Raw genomic sequence first — 16727 nt, 5'->3', positions numbered from 1 at the left:
ATACGAACGATCGCATATTGATAATACAAGGGGACAAAGATTATATTTTAAAACAGATATGCATAAAATATCACATTACAATTAGTATACATTCTAGAAATCAGTATATACAAATCATATACAACAAACAATAGACTCATTCTAAACGACTTACAATACATTATATAATGCAGAAACTTTTCAATTCATTTTTATTAACTCTCGAACAAGCAATAAAATAAGTAATGTTCTATAATAGATGATTTATAGTTTATTCTAGAATATATCTAAAAAAATAATCCGACCTCAGAAGATCGGATTGATAAAAGGAAATATACAAAAAATATTATTTGATTGGTATAAATAACCTAGTTAATAATCAATGTAAAAAGTTAATTGAATAAAAATAAAGAATCCCTGAAATTGTTGTTATAGATATCAGCACGAATAATGGTGTAATCTGTAATTATATATTTGAATATCATTTTCCATTTTCTTAAAAAAGAAGCGTCTCCAATGCTAAAGCTTTGGTACATTCTTCGTATATGTATTTTAATTTCTTCTGGAATAGAATCCTCCATCTTAGCCCACTCATGAAGTTCTTTCCATAAAATGACCTTTTTCGTAGCAGGATTTACCTTATCCGGGATAATAAGACTGATCCTATCTGGCACATAAATACCTCTCATCGCTATGGGATTATTGATAATACCAGAATATAGATTAAGATAGAAAGACGTCCGCAGTAGAAAATCAATATCTGTATAAAACGGTATAGGTTTAAAAAAATCTTTCATTTTTTTCATGAAAGATTCTTTTCGCAGAGTCAATGTATCGATATGCAGTTTTCCAAAAAGATTTCCTAAAGTCAGTTGACCGGCAAAAACTACCTCAGGAGGACATTTTTCACAAACAGTTGTCAAATAATTCCTATAAAGATGAAAATATTTATCTTTTGCTTTTTTTGAGTGATAATGAACCCCCAGAGCACCATAAATCCCCTCTACTCTGCTATTTTCAAACATTTCCTTTTCGGCATCAAATCGGTTGGGAAGATAGTGATCGTGAGCATTAAGAAATGCAAGATAATCTCCTTTTGATTTTTCAATTCCAAGATTTCTGCTTGCAGAAACTCCATGGTTTTGCAAATCAGAATGTTGAAAAAGCTTCACTCTTTCATGCTTATGCACTAGATCTTGACAGACACTTAATGATTGGTCATAAGACCCATCTTCAATAAGGATAACTTCGTAAACTTCTCCAAATTGTAAAGCAGATTCAACAGCATTTGTAATAAGTACTTCTGCATTACAGACAGGGATAATAACGGAAATTTTCATTAAATAAATTTTTAATCTTCTGCTTCATTCATATTCAAGCAGAGAAAAGATTCTCTCTACAATCTACAGTTTTGAATAAAAATGATGTTCGAAGGTTATATATGATTAAGAGACGACTATTTTCAATAAGTAGATGGAGTTCTGAAAATGCACTGCTATTTTATAACATCATAATCAAAAACAAGAACACCGCCAATCGGGTCCAAGTATGAACCTACAAAACTTTTGAACTTATCATGCATAGGATCAAAATGTTTAGGATTATTTTGAAAAGGCTTTCCAACATAATAATTACGGTCTTCCAGTGATAAAAAGCTAAGATGGAACGCTATTTCAAAATTAAGATCTGCTGCAGACTTATTATTCTCATAACCATATTCAATAAACTGAATATAAGGTTTGCCGTTTTTAAGTGAATTTTTAAGTTCCATAAAACGGTCAATTACCATCTGCTTTTCAGCCTCTGTTAAATCCTTTCGGAATTTGAACAAAACCCAGTGGTCCAATCTGTATTCTTTTCCTGGAACATCTCCTTTTCCTTTTTCATTACTTAAAAAATCAAAACAGAAAAGCTCATTGTCTGGATCCATATAAGGTGTCAGTGAATCTTTGAAATCTCTATATGTCAATATGGAGCTCTCCGATTCATATAACTTTCCGTCAAAATAATCCCGATCCTCATAAGAACGGAAAGAAATCCTTATTCCTACATCATATCCTGCATTCAGGCCTTCTTTACTATTCTGAAAACCATATTCTATTTTTAAATAGAGTTTTCCGTTTTTTAAAGAACTGCCTAATTCCGTAATTTTTCGTAAAAATTCCTCTTTTTTTTCCTCAGAAAGATCTTTTTTTAATCTGATTAAAACCAATCTTTCAATCCTCTGTCTTGGTTGTACTACCTCAAATTTCGGATCACACGATAAAGCAGAAAATGCCAATACGGTCAGAATTCCAACACATAAAATCCTGAACAGCTTTGAGCCATTCTTATACCTACTCATCGTATACTGATTAACAATTTCACAATATTCCCAAAGAACGTCACCCCCATCCGGAATTAGTTTTCCTTTTTCGTTTATCTTTTCTTCCTGTAAAATCTCTTTAATGCTATCGAAATCCTCATCGAAAACCTTCAAGTATACACCCTCAGTAGTTTCAGATATCATGAAATCAGTCAGAATGGCCCGTTCATTCATAATATAACTTTTGAATCCTCTTTCCCTTAGAGTTTGCCTATCTTTTTTAGCAAAAAGCGGATTGTTGTAAAATTGAAATGTAACTAAATGATCAATCATCTGTAATCTTTTAAAGCTCTTATAATTTGTTGTACAAACATGCCATACGAATTATCGAATCCATCTTTGAAATATCTATAAATATTCAAGTGAAAACTTTTTTAATGGATCTTACGATAGGTTAATGACTTAATGTCAAACAAGTTCCTCTATTAAGTTCCTTTACTTTTTCATATCTTGCTCCACAAATACTTCCACTAATACTGTATTTACCTTTTTCAAGTACTATAAAATTTTCACCATCGTGAGGCACTGCAAGATCATACTTTTCAATTCCTTCTATAATATGTAGAATGGTATTACAATGACTATGATTTTTAATAACAAGTATTGCATTAGGTGAATCGCGATTACTGCTAAACATTTCATTCAAAAAATCAGCAGTCTTATCCTTGTGCTTAATTTTGTCAGCCTGTAAAAGTTTTTCAAATTTCTCCGGATCAACATCTGAATCACAGTCTTTATTCACAGTCAGTGGTCTGATTTCAATAGGCTTTGAATCCCTTGATCTTTTCATCCACTCATCATTTTTAAGATCTATAATCCTTTTCTTTAATAAAGCATTCTTAGGATCATCCGAATGGGATCTCTTAAGATAATTTTGAATCTCGTTAATATTATTACTTACGAGAATACTATTTAGACTTTTTGTTCCACTGCATTGAATCAACATTACAGCCATAATAAGCAAAAGCTTAACTTTTACTATTTCTTTCATCATTGTGTTTTATATGTAATTAAATTTAGAAACTAATATGACTAATCAGCCTCGGTTTTGCTTTTTGTGTATTTGGCTATCCACTTATTTAAGGTACTTTTTGGAATCCCATATTCTAAAGTTATCTCATTAACCGTTTTCTGTTGAGTTGTTATAAGTTCGGTCATAAAATCAATAACTTCTTTTGTATAGATATTTTTTCTGAATTTAGGCATTGAACTCTGATCACTAGTGGATGTATTTCGTGTGATAGTAGATGCCGCCGGTGCATATAAAATCAGATGCTGTGAATAAATACGAAAAAAATCATATTCCAATAGTTTACTCCACATCAGCAGATAATTAGAATCAATACTTTCCTTCTTGTACATATCCAAAACCTCTACTGGACTTAATGATAAGAAGGAACAAATTCTTGATTCGTTGATATTTAGTTCCAGAACCCTTTTCTTTAAAAGTGTTCCAATATGTATATTTTTAAATATATTAGAATTCATTACTTACCCGTTTTGATGAATTAAATTGATTAATGAAATAATCGGTTATAAAAATAATTTTTTCCATTTTGCAACCGTATTCCGACTCAGCCTGAAATATTGGGCAAGCTGTAGATTGCTGCATTTATACTTTTTCTGGTAGTCAAGAATTCTTAGAATCGTATTAGGATCATAAGACTTATGCCTTGCATTAAAAGATATCGCTTCATGATCATCCTTTCCGGTAATAATTCCACTAAGTTTCAATACATCATAACTCATCAGATGGTCCTTTTCGAGAAAGACTCTGCATCTTTCCATAAGATGCGGATATTTTAACGTGATAAGGTCTGTATATATTCTTTTATAGTCAGGCACTCTAGATGCCGGAGACTTTCTTTTTTTGGTATTTTTCATATTAATATTTTGCATTTTATTGCTGAGGTGCTACATAAGGTCGTGGAGGTTTTCGTATTTTTCTCCATAATTCTGTTGACGGATCGGCAAGTGCTTTTAGTGCAGACTCTGCAGTACTTTCACGGGTAACAATGTTTCCGCGCTGATCAATAACGAATAATGTAGGAGTTGCATGAACGCCGTAATTCATAAAATTGTCTCCTTTCATTCCCTGAAGGTCACAGGATAAAGTAGCTTTCCACTGCAGTTTATCAACACCGTCTTTAAAAACTTTCTGATCTGTATCTCCGGAAATAGCAATCAAACGGATTTTACTTTTGAGAAGATCCCCCTGCTTTTCAGCAAGCATTTTCATCTCCGTTTCGCAATGTCCACAGTCTGACAAGTAAAATACAAGAAGGGTCTTCTGGTATTGAGCATCTGTAAAATCTATTTTTTTGGCAACATTAGAGCCATTTTCAAATGAGCTAATGGTAAGATCCGGTGCTTTATTGCCCGGAGTCGCTTTCTGATATACTGACAGAATACCATTATAAGAGGTAATTTTACCAGAACCTAAAACAATCGGAGAAAGCTTTGCAATGATATTATCATTCCCAGATTGAGTGAGATAATAGGTAATTCGGTCTGTAAATTCAGTATAGAGCTTATTGTCTGAAATTCGATCTCCTATACGCTTAAAGTCAGTTGTAAAAATCTGCCCACCGTCTTTTTTTTCTTCAAGGTCTGTAAATATCGCAATAACGCCATCCCAATGTCCCGAAGAATAAAGACTGGTCCACGAAATATTTTCTGTGATTGTGCGAAGAATTTCTTTTCTATTGTCCTCTTCATTTTCCTTTAAAGCTCCTCCGAGTCCATTGGTGAGATTTACGGTTTGCAGAAAACCGGATGCATAGTCCTTGTTTTTCTCAAGATTCTTCTGAAAACCTGTATAACGGTCTTTTTGTATAGCCAGCTCTTTTTGATAAAGGCTGTAGTTTTTATCATCCTTTGGATAAGCTTTGATCACCATGTTCATGGCAACAAAGCGGTCAACAATTGATTTTTGTGCGCTATATCGGGAATTCAAAAAGCTGTTTTCATCGTTGTTTTTATAGATGATATTTTTATTATCCGGTATAGCAGAAGTGCATTCTACAGAAAAGTTGTGGCCAGGGATAATCATATCAAGACCTCCCCCTTCCTGGGTTCCGGTAATCAGCCATCTGGACATTCCCGTGTAGGGAGATAGCTCTTTGGGAACTTCCAAAGTAAACCTACCATCAGCAGGTATGGTTCCTTTTTGAACCTTAGTATCTTTTCCTTGAAAAAGAATAAAGTCATAAGTCTTGCCGGCAAAGTGAGGAAAATACATGCTGACAGATTGCCCTGAAATACTAATGGTAGTACTTAAGAAAATGATAATCAGTATGAGTTTGTTTTTGTAGTACATAAAATTTAATGAAATTAAAATGGGTAATTAGTTTTTTTAAGTTTCTTTTATTGACAATTTCTTAAAATGCAATTACTGATATTCTTTGGTATTTTGGTGGGGGCGCCGTACTGCTAGCCAAGTAAAAATAAAATGCTTGTACAATCTTTTTTACTACTCAAAATAGTTCTCAGCAGCAGCTACGGACTATGCTCCCATATTGTTCATAATTATTATTAATAATGAGCTTATATTTTAATAAAGTGCAGCAAATTTCTTTGCTGCACGGGTTTGAATGAAGAAACAAACCCTATAAAATAGTCTATTAATGTGCTAATCAATACCAATTATTAGATTTAAGGTGAAACACAGTTATTGATCCCTACCTGCCTGAGCATAAAATACTAAAAACAAATAATATATACTTTTTCATTTATATAACATTTAATGATTATTTATTGTTTTAATCCTAATAAATTGATTGAGATGATTTTGTCTATATACTAACTTAATTTATCTTAAAGCTGAAAACACATTAAGTCATTAAGAAAGTATCTCAAACAAATTTAGGATCTCCTGGGCAAAAAAAACATTGATTAACAGTCATATTACAACTATCTAACTGTAGTTTTTTAACTATTTACAATTGATAATCGGTCAGTTTTAAACATAAAAAATGTGGCAAAATATATTTGCCACACAAAGGGTAAACCCAAAAAGACTAAGGATGAAAAAAAAATAGTAATTAAATTACTGACTCTGATGTTAAAAAAGATATACTTAAGAAAAGGCCCGGCATTGGTTGCACGATCAGTGCCGGGCGCTCAAAATTAAAATAATAAGGATAGCATTATGTTTTGACATGAAAAAATATATACTTCTGCTATACTGTTATCCCGGCACTTAACCGAAGTTTATAAGAAAGGTTCCTTATTTTTATTAGTTTTATCCGCTCAATAGTATTTAACGGAACCTACCTAAGAAAAACGCCAAACAAATCAGAAACTATGCATTATAAATCAGGGGTAGAAAGTGTCTTATTATTTTAATTGAATATTTATTTAGTTTTCCTTATGATAAAATTCTGCATCGCTGACATTGATTCCAATAGGAGAGAGGATCAGTTCACTATCATCAACTTCTTTAATGACAAGGGTATCGATTCCTTTAGAGATCAGTTTGACACCTTCAGTGTGATAAGATAAGTAAATTGTGTCTTCAGATAATTTCCACCCATCATATAGCAACGTATGAATATTAAGTGAAGAGGCAGTACCATTTTCCTGTAATTCAAAACCCTGTTTTTCTTTTTGCTGACCAGCAATAGGCTGTAACCACTTTCCAATCAGCTTCTCCCTGTAGGGATTAGGAACTGAGGCTGTAGATGAAAAACCCTTAGTTATCTTCTTTTCCGAAAACGGATTGCAAGCGGACAACATACAGGCAAAAGTTAGAAGAATTAATTTTTTCATATTTATATAATTTAAGTTGGAAGTAATTATAAAAACTTCACCGGTATATTCAAGTCCACATTTCAATTTTATAATTGCTTTTTAACTCAATGTTATAGTACAAATGTATACTCTTATTATTAATTACAACACTGAACACAAGTCATATTATCACTAGTAAATTATAGTTTTTTCACTATTTTGCATGAAAAGAAATCAGGAAAGTTTTAATAGTACAGACATAAAATAAAACGTGCGACAATATCTTGTCGCACTGAGGTATTTAAACCCAAACACTAAGGATGAAAATTAGATTCTTAATGAATATGACTATGAAGCTCTAACAAATTATTTTTATAATAAAAATACAGTAAGTCTGTATTTATACTTAGCGCTTAGGTTCTTCGAACCTCATGATAAATTCAACCTTTTCAATTTTTTTGTTCTTACTTATCTTTATTTATGTATTGTTATAGATTTTTGTAGGTGAAATCAGTAAAAACCTGGCATAAGTTGTACTCTGCCAGGTACCCAAATTTAATAATATGATAGCGTGTAAATCATGTAGATTGATCATTAATGATCAAATGTAAAGAGCTACATTTTGAATATAAAATTATTTAAAGTTGCATTATCACTAGTATTTAGTAGTTTTTTGATTAATGCTTTGGTTTGATGGAATAGAAATCTTCAGTTATTTTTCTTTGGTGTATGTATCTTCATCAGAAGTATTGGTTCCTGCAGAAGAAACCACCAGATTGTTCACATCCAGTTTTTTGATTATTAGAGTATCAACACCGTTTGAAACTTGCTGGACACCCTCTGTATGATACCAAAGGAAAAGAGTATCCTGTGAAACCATCCATTTGTCGTATTGCAAAGTGTGAATATTCAGTGATGTAGCCACTCCGTTTTCATAGAGTTCAAAGCCTTGTTTTTCACTTTCCATACCGGGAATAGGCTGAAGCCACTTTCCTATAAGTTTGACTCTTTGTGAATTAATATCTTTAGTAGAGTCTGAATTCTTATTTCCTGAAGGAGAATTACACGCGGTCAATACACCGAGGGCGATCCATAAAATAGTTTGTTTTTTCATAACATGTAAAATTTAGAGTTTTCAAAAATTATTAATATAAAATGATTATTATAAGTATTATTTCTAATTGTATTATATTTAAGCACCATACCTTATATTTTAATGATAATTCTGTAAAATTAAATCATATCTTTTTTAACAAAGATAAATGCAATATAGATTTACGTTGAGAATAATGTAAAATTATCACTACACCATTTTTTAAAGATTAGTATTTTCTTGATTATTAATGAAATAAAGATCTGTTATAGTGTGTTTTTTGTATTTTCACCCCTCGCAAAATGGTTTTGTATTTATTTTGAAATTCATTTCTCCAAAATTTATTAATTTTAAATAATCAAACATGAAAATACTATTAAATGCTATTTTTTCAGTGCTTAAAATACTGACTGATCCCTTTATTTTATTTGTTGTAATGGCTATAATAATTGTTATTCTTAGGAAAAAGAATAAATATAAGGCTGCCTTGTTAGGAATCATCATATTAACATCAACCATCTTAATAATAACGACTGGCATTGTAGGTAAATTAACTGCACAGTATTTACAGGAAGAATATACATCCAAACTTCCACCTGTTTCTTCTCCTTCAGTAATAGTGATTCTTGGCGGAGGAACTGTCCGCTTGAATGAAACCCAGGAATCCAACCTCATTTCTTACTCAAGACTTATTGCAGCGTTTAAATTATATCAGAATGCTAAGCAAAATAAACAACCATGCAAAATATTGGCATCCGGAAACGGAAATCACAATGGGAGCTCTGAAGCAGTATTGTATGCCAAGGTTCTTACCGAAATGGGCGTTCCTGAAACCGACATTATTAAGGAAGAGAGGAGTATGAATACATATGAAAATGCCAAATATTCAAGTGTGATATTAAGAAAATTATCCTCTTCAAAAGTATATCTTGTCACTTCAGGTTTTCATATCAAAAGAGCTGCAGTAATCTTTAAAACTTTTGGTGTACATCCAGTACCATGTCCTTCCGATTTAATTAATACCCATCTTACAGTGATTCCCAATTCCTATAACAGTGCAATGACTTCCATGATGTTAGGTGAAATAGTAGGAATATGGCAGGTTCAACTTTACAATAGATTAGGGCTTAATTAATCATCTTTTATGAGTAGTAGTATTTTAAAAAAGCCAGCCATAATTATCAATTACGATTGGCAAAAAATTAAGTAAAATCAATAGATCATCTTCAATTTTTTAATAAACCACCTTCCTGAAAAACCAATATTATACTATTTCATTTAGAGATCCTAAGAAATCTATCTGCTGTATTTACCATAGCAAATAACCTCCTATTTTGTAACGAAAAAACTATAAACGGTTAATTAAAAACTACATATATATATTTTCGACTAATGACTTTTGTATCTAATTTTAAAGTGTAGGTGACACGCTGATTTATTGAAATAAATAGTCTGATAATCTCTGTTGTTCTACAATGTATGTTATGCTGGATTATTTTATTCAGAACATAAAAGATAAATATCATATTATTTGATAATTAGCAGACAATTAGATTTAACTATTAAATAGCACTGATATTTAGATTTTTATACCATGAAAATATCTCTAAGATATTATTTACTTAATAATGAAACATGAAATACCTACAACCATGAAAAAATTAGCTTTCTTGTGTATCTTGGTTTTCTCCTTAACCTCAGCGCAAATTCAAACAAACTTTTCTAAATCAAAAAAAACAAATAGTAAAGAAATTAAATCTAAAGTAGCTACAAACTCTTCCGTTAAAAAACACGGAAAGGATACAGCTCTCGTAATGCCAAAGTCCTTTAAAGAGAATACCCGACAATCCGTAAAATCTATTTCCTATAATATCGAAAATGTTTCGGGAGACCAATATTCTTTTAAAGGATTTGGAACATCAAATGGACCAGCAATTATCCTACATTCATCCAATGGAACTTCAGCTACTCCAATAGAACTTCAGCTACTCCAATGGATCTTGCCCCTAACGATTTTATTGGTTCAATCTATTTTAGTCCAAGAACAGCTGGTATATTAAATATTTCAGGAGGATCTTCGATAAATTCTTATTATCGTGGAGATGGAACTACATTATTAAGTGATTTAATATTCAGAACTTCCGATGGAGAACGGTTTCGTATAAATCCTATTGGAAATATAGGAATTGGCACTGCTGCCCCTAATCATTTACTGGATCTCGGTCCAAATATTGGAACCACATCTGGTGATATGTTAGGGAAAAAACTTGCTGTATACAATAATACAGCAGGTACTGATTTTTACGGACTGGGAGTAAATGCTGGAATCCTACAGTTTCATGCGGGCTCCGGTCCCACTATATCTCCAGGAATGGTGTTAAGTTCTTCAGGAAAAGTAGGTATTGGAACAACTGCACCCCACAACACATTAGATCTTGGGTTATACTTAGCAAGTAATGCAACAGACGTGCTTGGTGAAAAGTTGGCAGTCTACAATAATGCGGACGGAACTGATTTTTATGGATTGGGAAGCAGCACCGATATTCTTCAATTCCATGCAGGTTCAACTTCTGCTAAGTCTCCTGGAATGGTATTAAATTCTGCAGGAAAAGTAGGTATTGGAACAACTGCACCAAATAACACATTAGATCTGGGATCTAATATTGGAAGTAGCCCTAATGATGTACTTGGGAAAAAACTTGCACTCTATAACAATGCTACTGGCAACTCTTTTTATGGAGTTGGAGTAAGCTCTGGTATCCTTCAATTTCATGCTGGATCTGCGACAGACAAGGCACCGGCAATGGTTTTAAGTTCAGTTGGAAATCTAGGGATAGGCACAACGTCTCCAAAAAAAACTATGGACATTGAAGGAACTGCACGAATAAGTCAAACTGTAGCTGACAATATCCCAAACAGATTAATGAACGGAACAAACGAACCTCTTTATGCCAGCACTACAGATGGAACAGTTCGTTTTGCTCCAAATGGTTACACAAGAGTTTCCGGGGGATATAGACCTGGAGGAAATGCCCTGATAGCTACTTTCCCTAAAATAAATTTGATAGCAAGAATTCGATTTGTACATTATGTTGATAATAGTGATGATACAAACAACGGAAGAGCTGCTGCTTATACTTATGGTGATTTTACCATAATTGGTATGGATTATAATCATCTTAATACTAGTTGATGTCACAATAAAAGGATATGATGGGAATCCAAAATCATTTACCCGTACAGACACTAGTATCAGTTGGGTCAATTCTAATCTTGGTACAACGAAAATTAGTATAGATCAAGATAATGGAGAATTACGAGTTACCAATACGAATGGTACTGTTTATAGTTATTTCTTTGAAATATTAGGTGGTATATAAAGTAAGCGATTTACCTGGTAAATCAACTTTCAAGATTTTTTCGGCTTACTTTACTGGAATATTTTTTAAACTTTTATTGATAAAATGTCTAATCTTTTTACCTCCTTATGGAGGTTTTTTTAATATTCAATTTTCTTTTTATTTAATCTTATTATCCTAAAATCTGCCATTTTCTTAATTGTCCTGATTACTGTTTCTACTCTCAGTCCAGTTAAATTAGCAAGCTGTTGTCTAGTATAGGGTACTATAAAGCTCTGTTCTTTATAACCATTGATCGTTTTAATATAATCAAGTAATGTTTTAATTTTCATTTGAGGATCACCCGAAGCAATGCTAAAAAGCATAATATATTTATAGAGTAATCTTTCTGACATAAATTTAAATACAGTCATCATTACATCTTTATTCTGCTGTACTAAAGATAGAAAATCCGAAGCAGGTAATTTTAAAATTTTGCAATCAGTTTTTGCAATTGCATTCATTGGGTAGGGCTGTTCAATAAACAACAATGATTCACCTAAACTTTGTCCGTCAGAAATTATACCCTGTATAAACTCGCGTCCATCTTCCTGAAAGTTATTTAGTTCAACAGTTCCTTTTACAACCTGAAAGTAAAACCTTGGTAATGTACCTTCACTAAAAATCACATCTTTTGTATGAAATTCTTCATAGGTTGCTCCATGTGAAAGTAACAGATCTTCACTAATTATCATATCGTTAATTTTTCATTTAAGCAATAAAATTGTTAGTAAAAAATTAATTCATATTACATCAAATAACATACCGTAATCAATTATTTCTACCACACATTAATATTCAAAAATATACAGAAAAAAATTCATCCTTCTTTATTCCTACTATAAAATTCAACATTATGGTAATATCAAATAATTTATTCTAATCTTAAAAACAACTATTGTTGGGTGATTTTCCTGTTCGTACTGAAAATATTAATAAATTATATGTATAAAAGTTCTACACTCCATTCAACTTCTGGTAAACTTTCTAAAGTACTGACTGATCCCTTTATTTTATTTGTTGTGATTGTAGCCATGTCAGGAATCATCATATTAACATCAACCTTCTTAATAATAATGATTGGCATTATAGAATTAGTTGCACAGTATTTACAGGAAGGATATCCATCCAAACTTCCACCTGTTTCTTCTCCTTCGGTAATAATGTTCTTGGCGGAAGAACTGTCCCCTTGAAACTAATTCCCAATTCCTACAACAGTGCAATGACTTCCATGATGTTAGGTGAAATAGTAAGAATATGGCAGGTTCAACTTTACAATAGATTAGGGCTTAATTAATCGTTTTTTATGAGTACTGGTATTTTAAAAAAGCCAGCCGTAATTATCAATTACGGCTGGCATAAAATTAAGTGAAATCAATAGTTTATCTTCAATTTTTTGATAAACCACCTTTCCTGAAAACCAACCATTTATAAAAACCAATATTATATTATTTCATTTAGAGATCCTGAGGAATCTATCTGCTGTATTTCAGTTGTATGACTATTTTGGTTAAAATGCCGGAGCGGGATGAATTCTCCGGCGATAACCACAAATTATGATAATAGAATTTAGTTATGTTAAACTACGCCCATCCCATTTTTTCACACCGTACAATTAACTATAAAAAAATGTGAATTTCTCTATGTATGTTTTGTATTGTAAATGTACCATATATATCACATATAACATCCTAATAAACTGTAGTTTTATCCATACCCAGATGTCAAAAAAACACTATAAGCCTACTTCTGATAAGTCCCGCTTATTTGTTGGGCAATAGCTTCAACATTAGAGGTAAAGTGTTCTGTCAACAGCATATTAATGTTATTAAGCTTACTTAACTTTTCATTTTCTGCCGAAATTTCTTTCCTGAAATTAAATCTATTTTTAATATTTCTTTCCTTGTTTAGTTGGTCCTTAAGCTGATTAATTGTTGACACTGAAAGAGCAATTCTTTTAAGCAGACTTTGATAATCATTTCTGGTATTTGTCATTCCACCAAATATATCCTGAAATACAATATGCTCCACTCGGTACATTATCTGCTTGTTGGTAATCTCAATAACATTGGTGTAGGAAGGAATAGTAGATTGGGAATCATTATAATGCACTAAGGGTAGCCTCTCTTCAAAGGAAAGAATACCTGACCTTTGGTCATCCTTATTCAGGGTATATAGAGAAGAATTACTTATAATCCATTTTTTCAGAATTATATAAAGCTCTTTTTTCTGTTTGTCGGTATTTATGGTTTTGGTATAGGTGTAATCACCATCTGTCAATTCCAATGTCTGGGCGTGTAAAAACGAGGCAAGAACAATAAATAGAAGAGATAATTTTTTCATGGTATTATTTTTATATGATTAGTTGGAATTTATTATTTCCTAATCCCGGAAGATAAAAAAGCTGAAACCTTTTTTAGAGCCTCTTTTCCTGCATCTCCCTTCAAATTAAACTGATATTCATGAGGTAATACCGGACTATAATCTTTGGGATAAAATAAAGAATCAACTTTGACATTCATTTGAGTCAGTTTACGGGCTAATGAATGGGATTGATTCGCTAAAGGATCCCCATTCCCCACACTGATAAATGTTGGTGGAAACGTGGAAGAAATATAATTATAAACAGAAGCAGGAGCAATCTTTGGATCAGTCATAAAATCCTCCGTTCCGGTATACGCCCAAAGGACTGTCTTTAAGAAACCTTTATACTTTCCCTCGAAATCAACCTGATTGAGATCGTATGCGCCACAAAATAAAATTACACCTGAAAGCTGCGCCCTTGTTATCGAAGGAAACATTTTCATTTCCGAAGCATACGAAGGTTCAGAAATAATATTGGCTAACTGTGCAGCAACATGAGCCCCGCCTGAATCACCGGCAATGATGATGGAATCAGGATCTACATGAAGATTCTTATAGTTATTTATAAGATAGTCCAATGCCTGATTAGCCTGAATGACAGGTGTAGGATAGGTATGTTCTGGAGCGATGGAATAATTGATAGCAATTACTGTAAATCCTTTTGCTGCAAGAATTTTACAGTAATTAGCAACATTCTCTTTACTTCCGGACACCCATCCCCCACCATGAATCCACATAATAGTGGGTAGTACTTTGCGGATTTTGATCATAGATTGAGGATAATATACATCAAGATAAGCGTCCTTGTCATCTTTCTGATATTGCAGATTACTTATTGTAGCAATCCCGGCAGGTACAAAAGGCTGAAGAGCCTTTGCAGTTTTTTTACCATTTTTGTTGAAAGCAAGGCGGATCAGCATAACTTCCGGCCACAGGCTGATCTGACAAAATATTAAGGATCCACTGCCTAGAATTATAAAGCACATACAGAACTTGATCGCAATCAGCTTCATTGCCTTGAAAGCTTTGTTCATAAATATTATTTCCATGGTTATTCAGAATTATTAGTAGGATACTTTTCTAAGTTTTTTTTGTCGTTTGGGTTCCGCTGTATGATGAAAAACGATCATATCAAGATTTCTGTTTAAAAAAGTGATTTCTCCATTAATATCAGTATATCTATATTCACTATTTTCAGCAGTATATTCCGGTAAATCTATACTTTTCTTAAGCTCATGAGTCTCTCCGTCCAGATGTATGGTTACCGTATTGGTCGTATTGTTGAGAATAACCTCCATTTCATCCTCTGCGAATTGATCGTCAAGATAAACGTTCTTAATAATATGATTAGAATGAATCTGTTTTTCAGCCTTAAATAATTTTGTTTTCCCAGGCTGTTCACATGCTGTTACTGAATAGATCAGTATTATTAAAAAGAAAAATATTTTTTTTTTCATGGCAATACATTATTTAATTTGTTATGGTTAGCAACAATGCCAAAATATCATGGAGCAGTTACCCCACCATTGTTGTTAACTGTAAAGCTTGCGATGAAAATGTAGTTCCCCTACTTATCTATGTAAATTTAATACTTATGCGATATGAAAACTAAAAGACAAATGTAGATTTATATAGAATTTAATGTAAAATTATAACTACCATTAGTGCGTTTTTATATTATAAGTTCTTTTAGAAATCATTTGTATCTCGTGTTGAGAGCGAATAAGAATATAAGTAATAGAATCTGGTTACAATTATAATAAAAAAGCAACCAGGAATATATCCTGGTTGCCAACCTAACCAAATCAAAAACCTATAAAAGTCTTCTTTAAAATAATGGAATCATTTTTTGTGGATCATGGATTAATCTTTTAATAATATCTATAATAAACTCCTCTTCTTTTATAATTTCCTGGTGTGATGCCTCAACTGGATACACCATTAATAAATCGGAATTTTCTATTGTTTTGTCCAAATTATTACAATCCAACTGATGAATATGATCAAAAAGTAACTGGCTTTCTTTTCCCCCTTTAACCATAGCTTTTAATAATACCATCCTTGTAAATCTCAAACGGGTAGTAATTTTTTGTCCAACAATACAATGTTCAGCCAACGCAAACTTTTTGGACGCTAAAAAAAGTTCACTGTCTACAGGTGCTTTAAATTCTTCACTTATTTCATCATCACTAGGCACGGAAGAAAGCTCCATCAGTTTTGCATCTTCACCTCTGAGTATAGTATCCAACATCAATATTATAATATTTTTATGACCCCTGCTTTCTAAAATTGAAGCGATCTCCAGAGCAATCTGTCCCCCTAAACACCATCCTACCAAAATATACTCTTTCTGTTGGCTGGATTTCTGTATTACTTCGATATGGTTTAGATAGTACATAGCCAAATCATTAAGATTGGTTATTTTTTCATCATTGTATAAATTATAAGAATCCACTCCATAGCATTGACAATAAGGTCTTAGCTTTTCAGCGAGTCCCTTATATACTTCACATCCCGCTCCTCCCGGGTGGATCATAAAAGCACTGGGTTTGTCAGTAACATGGTTTAAAGGAATGACTGCTTTATATTCAGGTTCATAGTGATTGATAACCAAGCTTAGTTTGTTAATCGTCTTTTCATTAAAAATATCGATAACCTTAGCTTGTATCCCCGTTCGCTGATAAATTTTATTGACCAGTTTAATAGCCATAATACTATTACCTCCCAATCGGAAAAAATCATCATGGATACTGATATGATCTGAATCTAGACCTAGCATTTCTCCGTAAATCTCCAC

The 16727-nt window shown here is 32.4% G+C and carries 16 protein-coding genes; 3 read left to right on the top strand and 13 right to left on the bottom strand.

All coding sequences use genetic code 11. The features are described 5' to 3' along the window. Positions 1-371: 371 nt before the first annotated feature. From AC59HC_RS19635 to AC59HC_RS19600, 8 genes are all read right to left on the bottom strand, one after another. Positions 372-1319 (bottom strand): glycosyltransferase family 2 protein, encoded by a 948-nt coding sequence (locus tag AC59HC_RS19635; RefSeq protein ID WP_142718485.1) that lies wholly within the window; start codon positions 1317-1319, stop codon positions 372-374. Between the two features lie 155 nt (positions 1320-1474). Then, a complete protein-coding gene (locus AC59HC_RS19630; protein WP_496559204.1) occupies positions 1475-2518 on the bottom strand; it encodes a Dabb family protein in 1044 nt (347 codons plus the stop codon). 220 nt (positions 2519-2738) lie between these two features. Further along, the gene (locus AC59HC_RS19625) at positions 2739-3338 is read right to left on the bottom strand and encodes a DUF6759 domain-containing protein (protein ID WP_496559203.1); all 600 of its coding nucleotides are present in this window, start codon (positions 3336-3338) and stop codon (positions 2739-2741) included. Positions 3339-3376: 38 nt separating this feature from the next. Beyond that, positions 3377-3832 carry a transposase gene (locus tag AC59HC_RS19620; RefSeq protein ID WP_142718488.1) on the bottom strand — a complete coding sequence of 152 codons (456 nt, stop codon included), beginning with the start codon at positions 3830-3832 and terminating at the stop codon, positions 3377-3379. 45 nt (positions 3833-3877) lie between these two features. After that, a complete protein-coding gene (locus AC59HC_RS19615) occupies positions 3878-4228 on the bottom strand; it encodes a helix-turn-helix domain-containing protein (RefSeq protein WP_142718489.1) in 351 nt (116 codons plus the stop codon). A 16-nt stretch (positions 4229-4244) separates the two neighbouring features. Further along, positions 4245-5663 (bottom strand): peroxiredoxin family protein, encoded by a 1419-nt coding sequence (locus tag AC59HC_RS19610; protein ID WP_142718490.1) that lies wholly within the window; start codon positions 5661-5663, stop codon positions 4245-4247. 1040 nt (positions 5664-6703) lie between these two features. Continuing rightward, positions 6704-7114 (bottom strand): lipocalin family protein, encoded by a 411-nt coding sequence (locus tag AC59HC_RS19605; RefSeq protein WP_142718491.1) that lies wholly within the window; start codon positions 7112-7114, stop codon positions 6704-6706. A 673-nt stretch (positions 7115-7787) separates the two neighbouring features. Continuing rightward, the gene (locus tag AC59HC_RS19600; RefSeq protein ID WP_142718492.1) at positions 7788-8189 is read right to left on the bottom strand and encodes a lipocalin family protein; all 402 of its coding nucleotides are present in this window, start codon (positions 8187-8189) and stop codon (positions 7788-7790) included. Positions 8190-8532: 343 nt separating this feature from the next. Between AC59HC_RS19600 and AC59HC_RS19595 the strand changes: the two genes are divergently transcribed. The 3 genes from AC59HC_RS19595 to AC59HC_RS19585 all read left to right on the top strand — a co-directional run bounded on the left by AC59HC_RS19595 (position 8533) and on the right by AC59HC_RS19585 (position 11361). Further along, entirely contained in the window at positions 8533-9303 is a 771-nt protein-coding gene (locus tag AC59HC_RS19595) for a YdcF family protein (protein WP_142718493.1), read from the top strand. A gap of 517 nt (positions 9304-9820) precedes the next feature. After that, positions 9821-10228 carry a hypothetical protein gene (locus tag AC59HC_RS19590; RefSeq protein WP_142718494.1) on the top strand — a complete coding sequence of 136 codons (408 nt, stop codon included), beginning with the start codon at positions 9821-9823 and terminating at the stop codon, positions 10226-10228. After that, positions 10162-11361, top strand: a complete 1200-nt coding sequence (locus AC59HC_RS19585) for a hypothetical protein (protein ID WP_496559202.1) — start codon at positions 10162-10164, stop codon at positions 11359-11361. Before AC59HC_RS19590 ends, AC59HC_RS19585 begins: the two co-directional genes overlap by 67 nt. 306 nt (positions 11362-11667) lie before the next feature. On the opposite strand, the gene AC59HC_RS19580 is transcribed toward AC59HC_RS19585, so the two are convergent. From AC59HC_RS19580 to AC59HC_RS19560, 5 genes are all read right to left on the bottom strand, one after another. Next, on the bottom strand, positions 11668-12261 hold the full coding sequence (locus AC59HC_RS19580) for a Crp/Fnr family transcriptional regulator (protein ID WP_142718496.1): 594 nt from the start codon (positions 12259-12261) through the stop codon (positions 11668-11670). Between the two features lie 1048 nt (positions 12262-13309). Further along, positions 13310-13909: a hypothetical protein gene (locus AC59HC_RS19575; RefSeq protein ID WP_496559201.1), complete on the bottom strand. Its 600-nt coding sequence runs from the start codon at positions 13907-13909 to the stop codon at positions 13310-13312. 32 nt (positions 13910-13941) lie between these two features. After that, on the bottom strand, positions 13942-14979 hold the full coding sequence (locus AC59HC_RS19570) for an alpha/beta hydrolase (protein WP_142718498.1): 1038 nt from the start codon (positions 14977-14979) through the stop codon (positions 13942-13944). A 15-nt stretch (positions 14980-14994) separates the two neighbouring features. Continuing rightward, positions 14995-15387, bottom strand: a complete 393-nt coding sequence (locus tag AC59HC_RS19565) for a hypothetical protein (protein WP_142718499.1) — start codon at positions 15385-15387, stop codon at positions 14995-14997. A 371-nt stretch (positions 15388-15758) separates the two neighbouring features. Further along, the coding region (locus tag AC59HC_RS19560) for a thioesterase domain-containing protein (RefSeq protein WP_496559200.1) at positions 15759-16727 on the bottom strand (969 nt) is incomplete at its 5' end.

Source organism: Chryseobacterium sp. DZ-32 (assembly GCF_059587025.1).
The sequence above is the reverse complement of the archived record's forward strand: the minus strand, read 5'-3'. Positions and strand labels throughout refer to the sequence as shown.

Excerpts from the sequence above, each read along its gene's own strand:
- AC59HC_RS19635 (WP_142718485.1), bottom strand. The coding sequence starts at position 1,319 with ATGAAAATTTCCGTTATTATCCCTGTCTGTAATGCAGAAGTACTTATT.
- AC59HC_RS19630 (WP_496559204.1), bottom strand. The coding sequence starts at position 2,518 with ATGAATGAACGGGCCATTCTGACTGATTTCATGATATCTGAAACTACT.
- AC59HC_RS19625 (WP_496559203.1), bottom strand. The coding sequence starts at position 3,338 with ATGATGAAAGAAATAGTAAAAGTTAAGCTTTTGCTTATTATGGCTGTA.
- AC59HC_RS19620 (WP_142718488.1), bottom strand. The coding sequence starts at position 3,832 with ATGAATTCTAATATATTTAAAAATATACATATTGGAACACTTTTAAAG.
- AC59HC_RS19615 (WP_142718489.1), bottom strand. The coding sequence starts at position 4,228 with ATGAAAAATACCAAAAAAAGAAAGTCTCCGGCATCTAGAGTGCCTGAC.
- AC59HC_RS19610 (WP_142718490.1), bottom strand. The coding sequence starts at position 5,663 with ATGTACTACAAAAACAAACTCATACTGATTATCATTTTCTTAAGTACT.
- AC59HC_RS19605 (WP_142718491.1), bottom strand. The coding sequence starts at position 7,114 with ATGAAAAAATTAATTCTTCTAACTTTTGCCTGTATGTTGTCCGCTTGC.
- AC59HC_RS19600 (WP_142718492.1), bottom strand. The coding sequence starts at position 8,189 with ATGAAAAAACAAACTATTTTATGGATCGCCCTCGGTGTATTGACCGCG.
- AC59HC_RS19595 (WP_142718493.1), top strand. The coding sequence starts at position 8,533 with ATGAAAATACTATTAAATGCTATTTTTTCAGTGCTTAAAATACTGACT.
- AC59HC_RS19590 (WP_142718494.1), top strand. The coding sequence starts at position 9,821 with ATGAAAAAATTAGCTTTCTTGTGTATCTTGGTTTTCTCCTTAACCTCA.
- AC59HC_RS19585 (WP_496559202.1), top strand. The coding sequence starts at position 10,162 with ATGGATCTTGCCCCTAACGATTTTATTGGTTCAATCTATTTTAGTCCA.
- AC59HC_RS19580 (WP_142718496.1), bottom strand. The coding sequence starts at position 12,261 with ATGATAATTAGTGAAGATCTGTTACTTTCACATGGAGCAACCTATGAA.
- AC59HC_RS19575 (WP_496559201.1), bottom strand. The coding sequence starts at position 13,909 with ATGAAAAAATTATCTCTTCTATTTATTGTTCTTGCCTCGTTTTTACAC.
- AC59HC_RS19570 (WP_142718498.1), bottom strand. The coding sequence starts at position 14,979 with ATGGAAATAATATTTATGAACAAAGCTTTCAAGGCAATGAAGCTGATT.
- AC59HC_RS19565 (WP_142718499.1), bottom strand. The coding sequence starts at position 15,387 with ATGAAAAAAAAAATATTTTTCTTTTTAATAATACTGATCTATTCAGTA.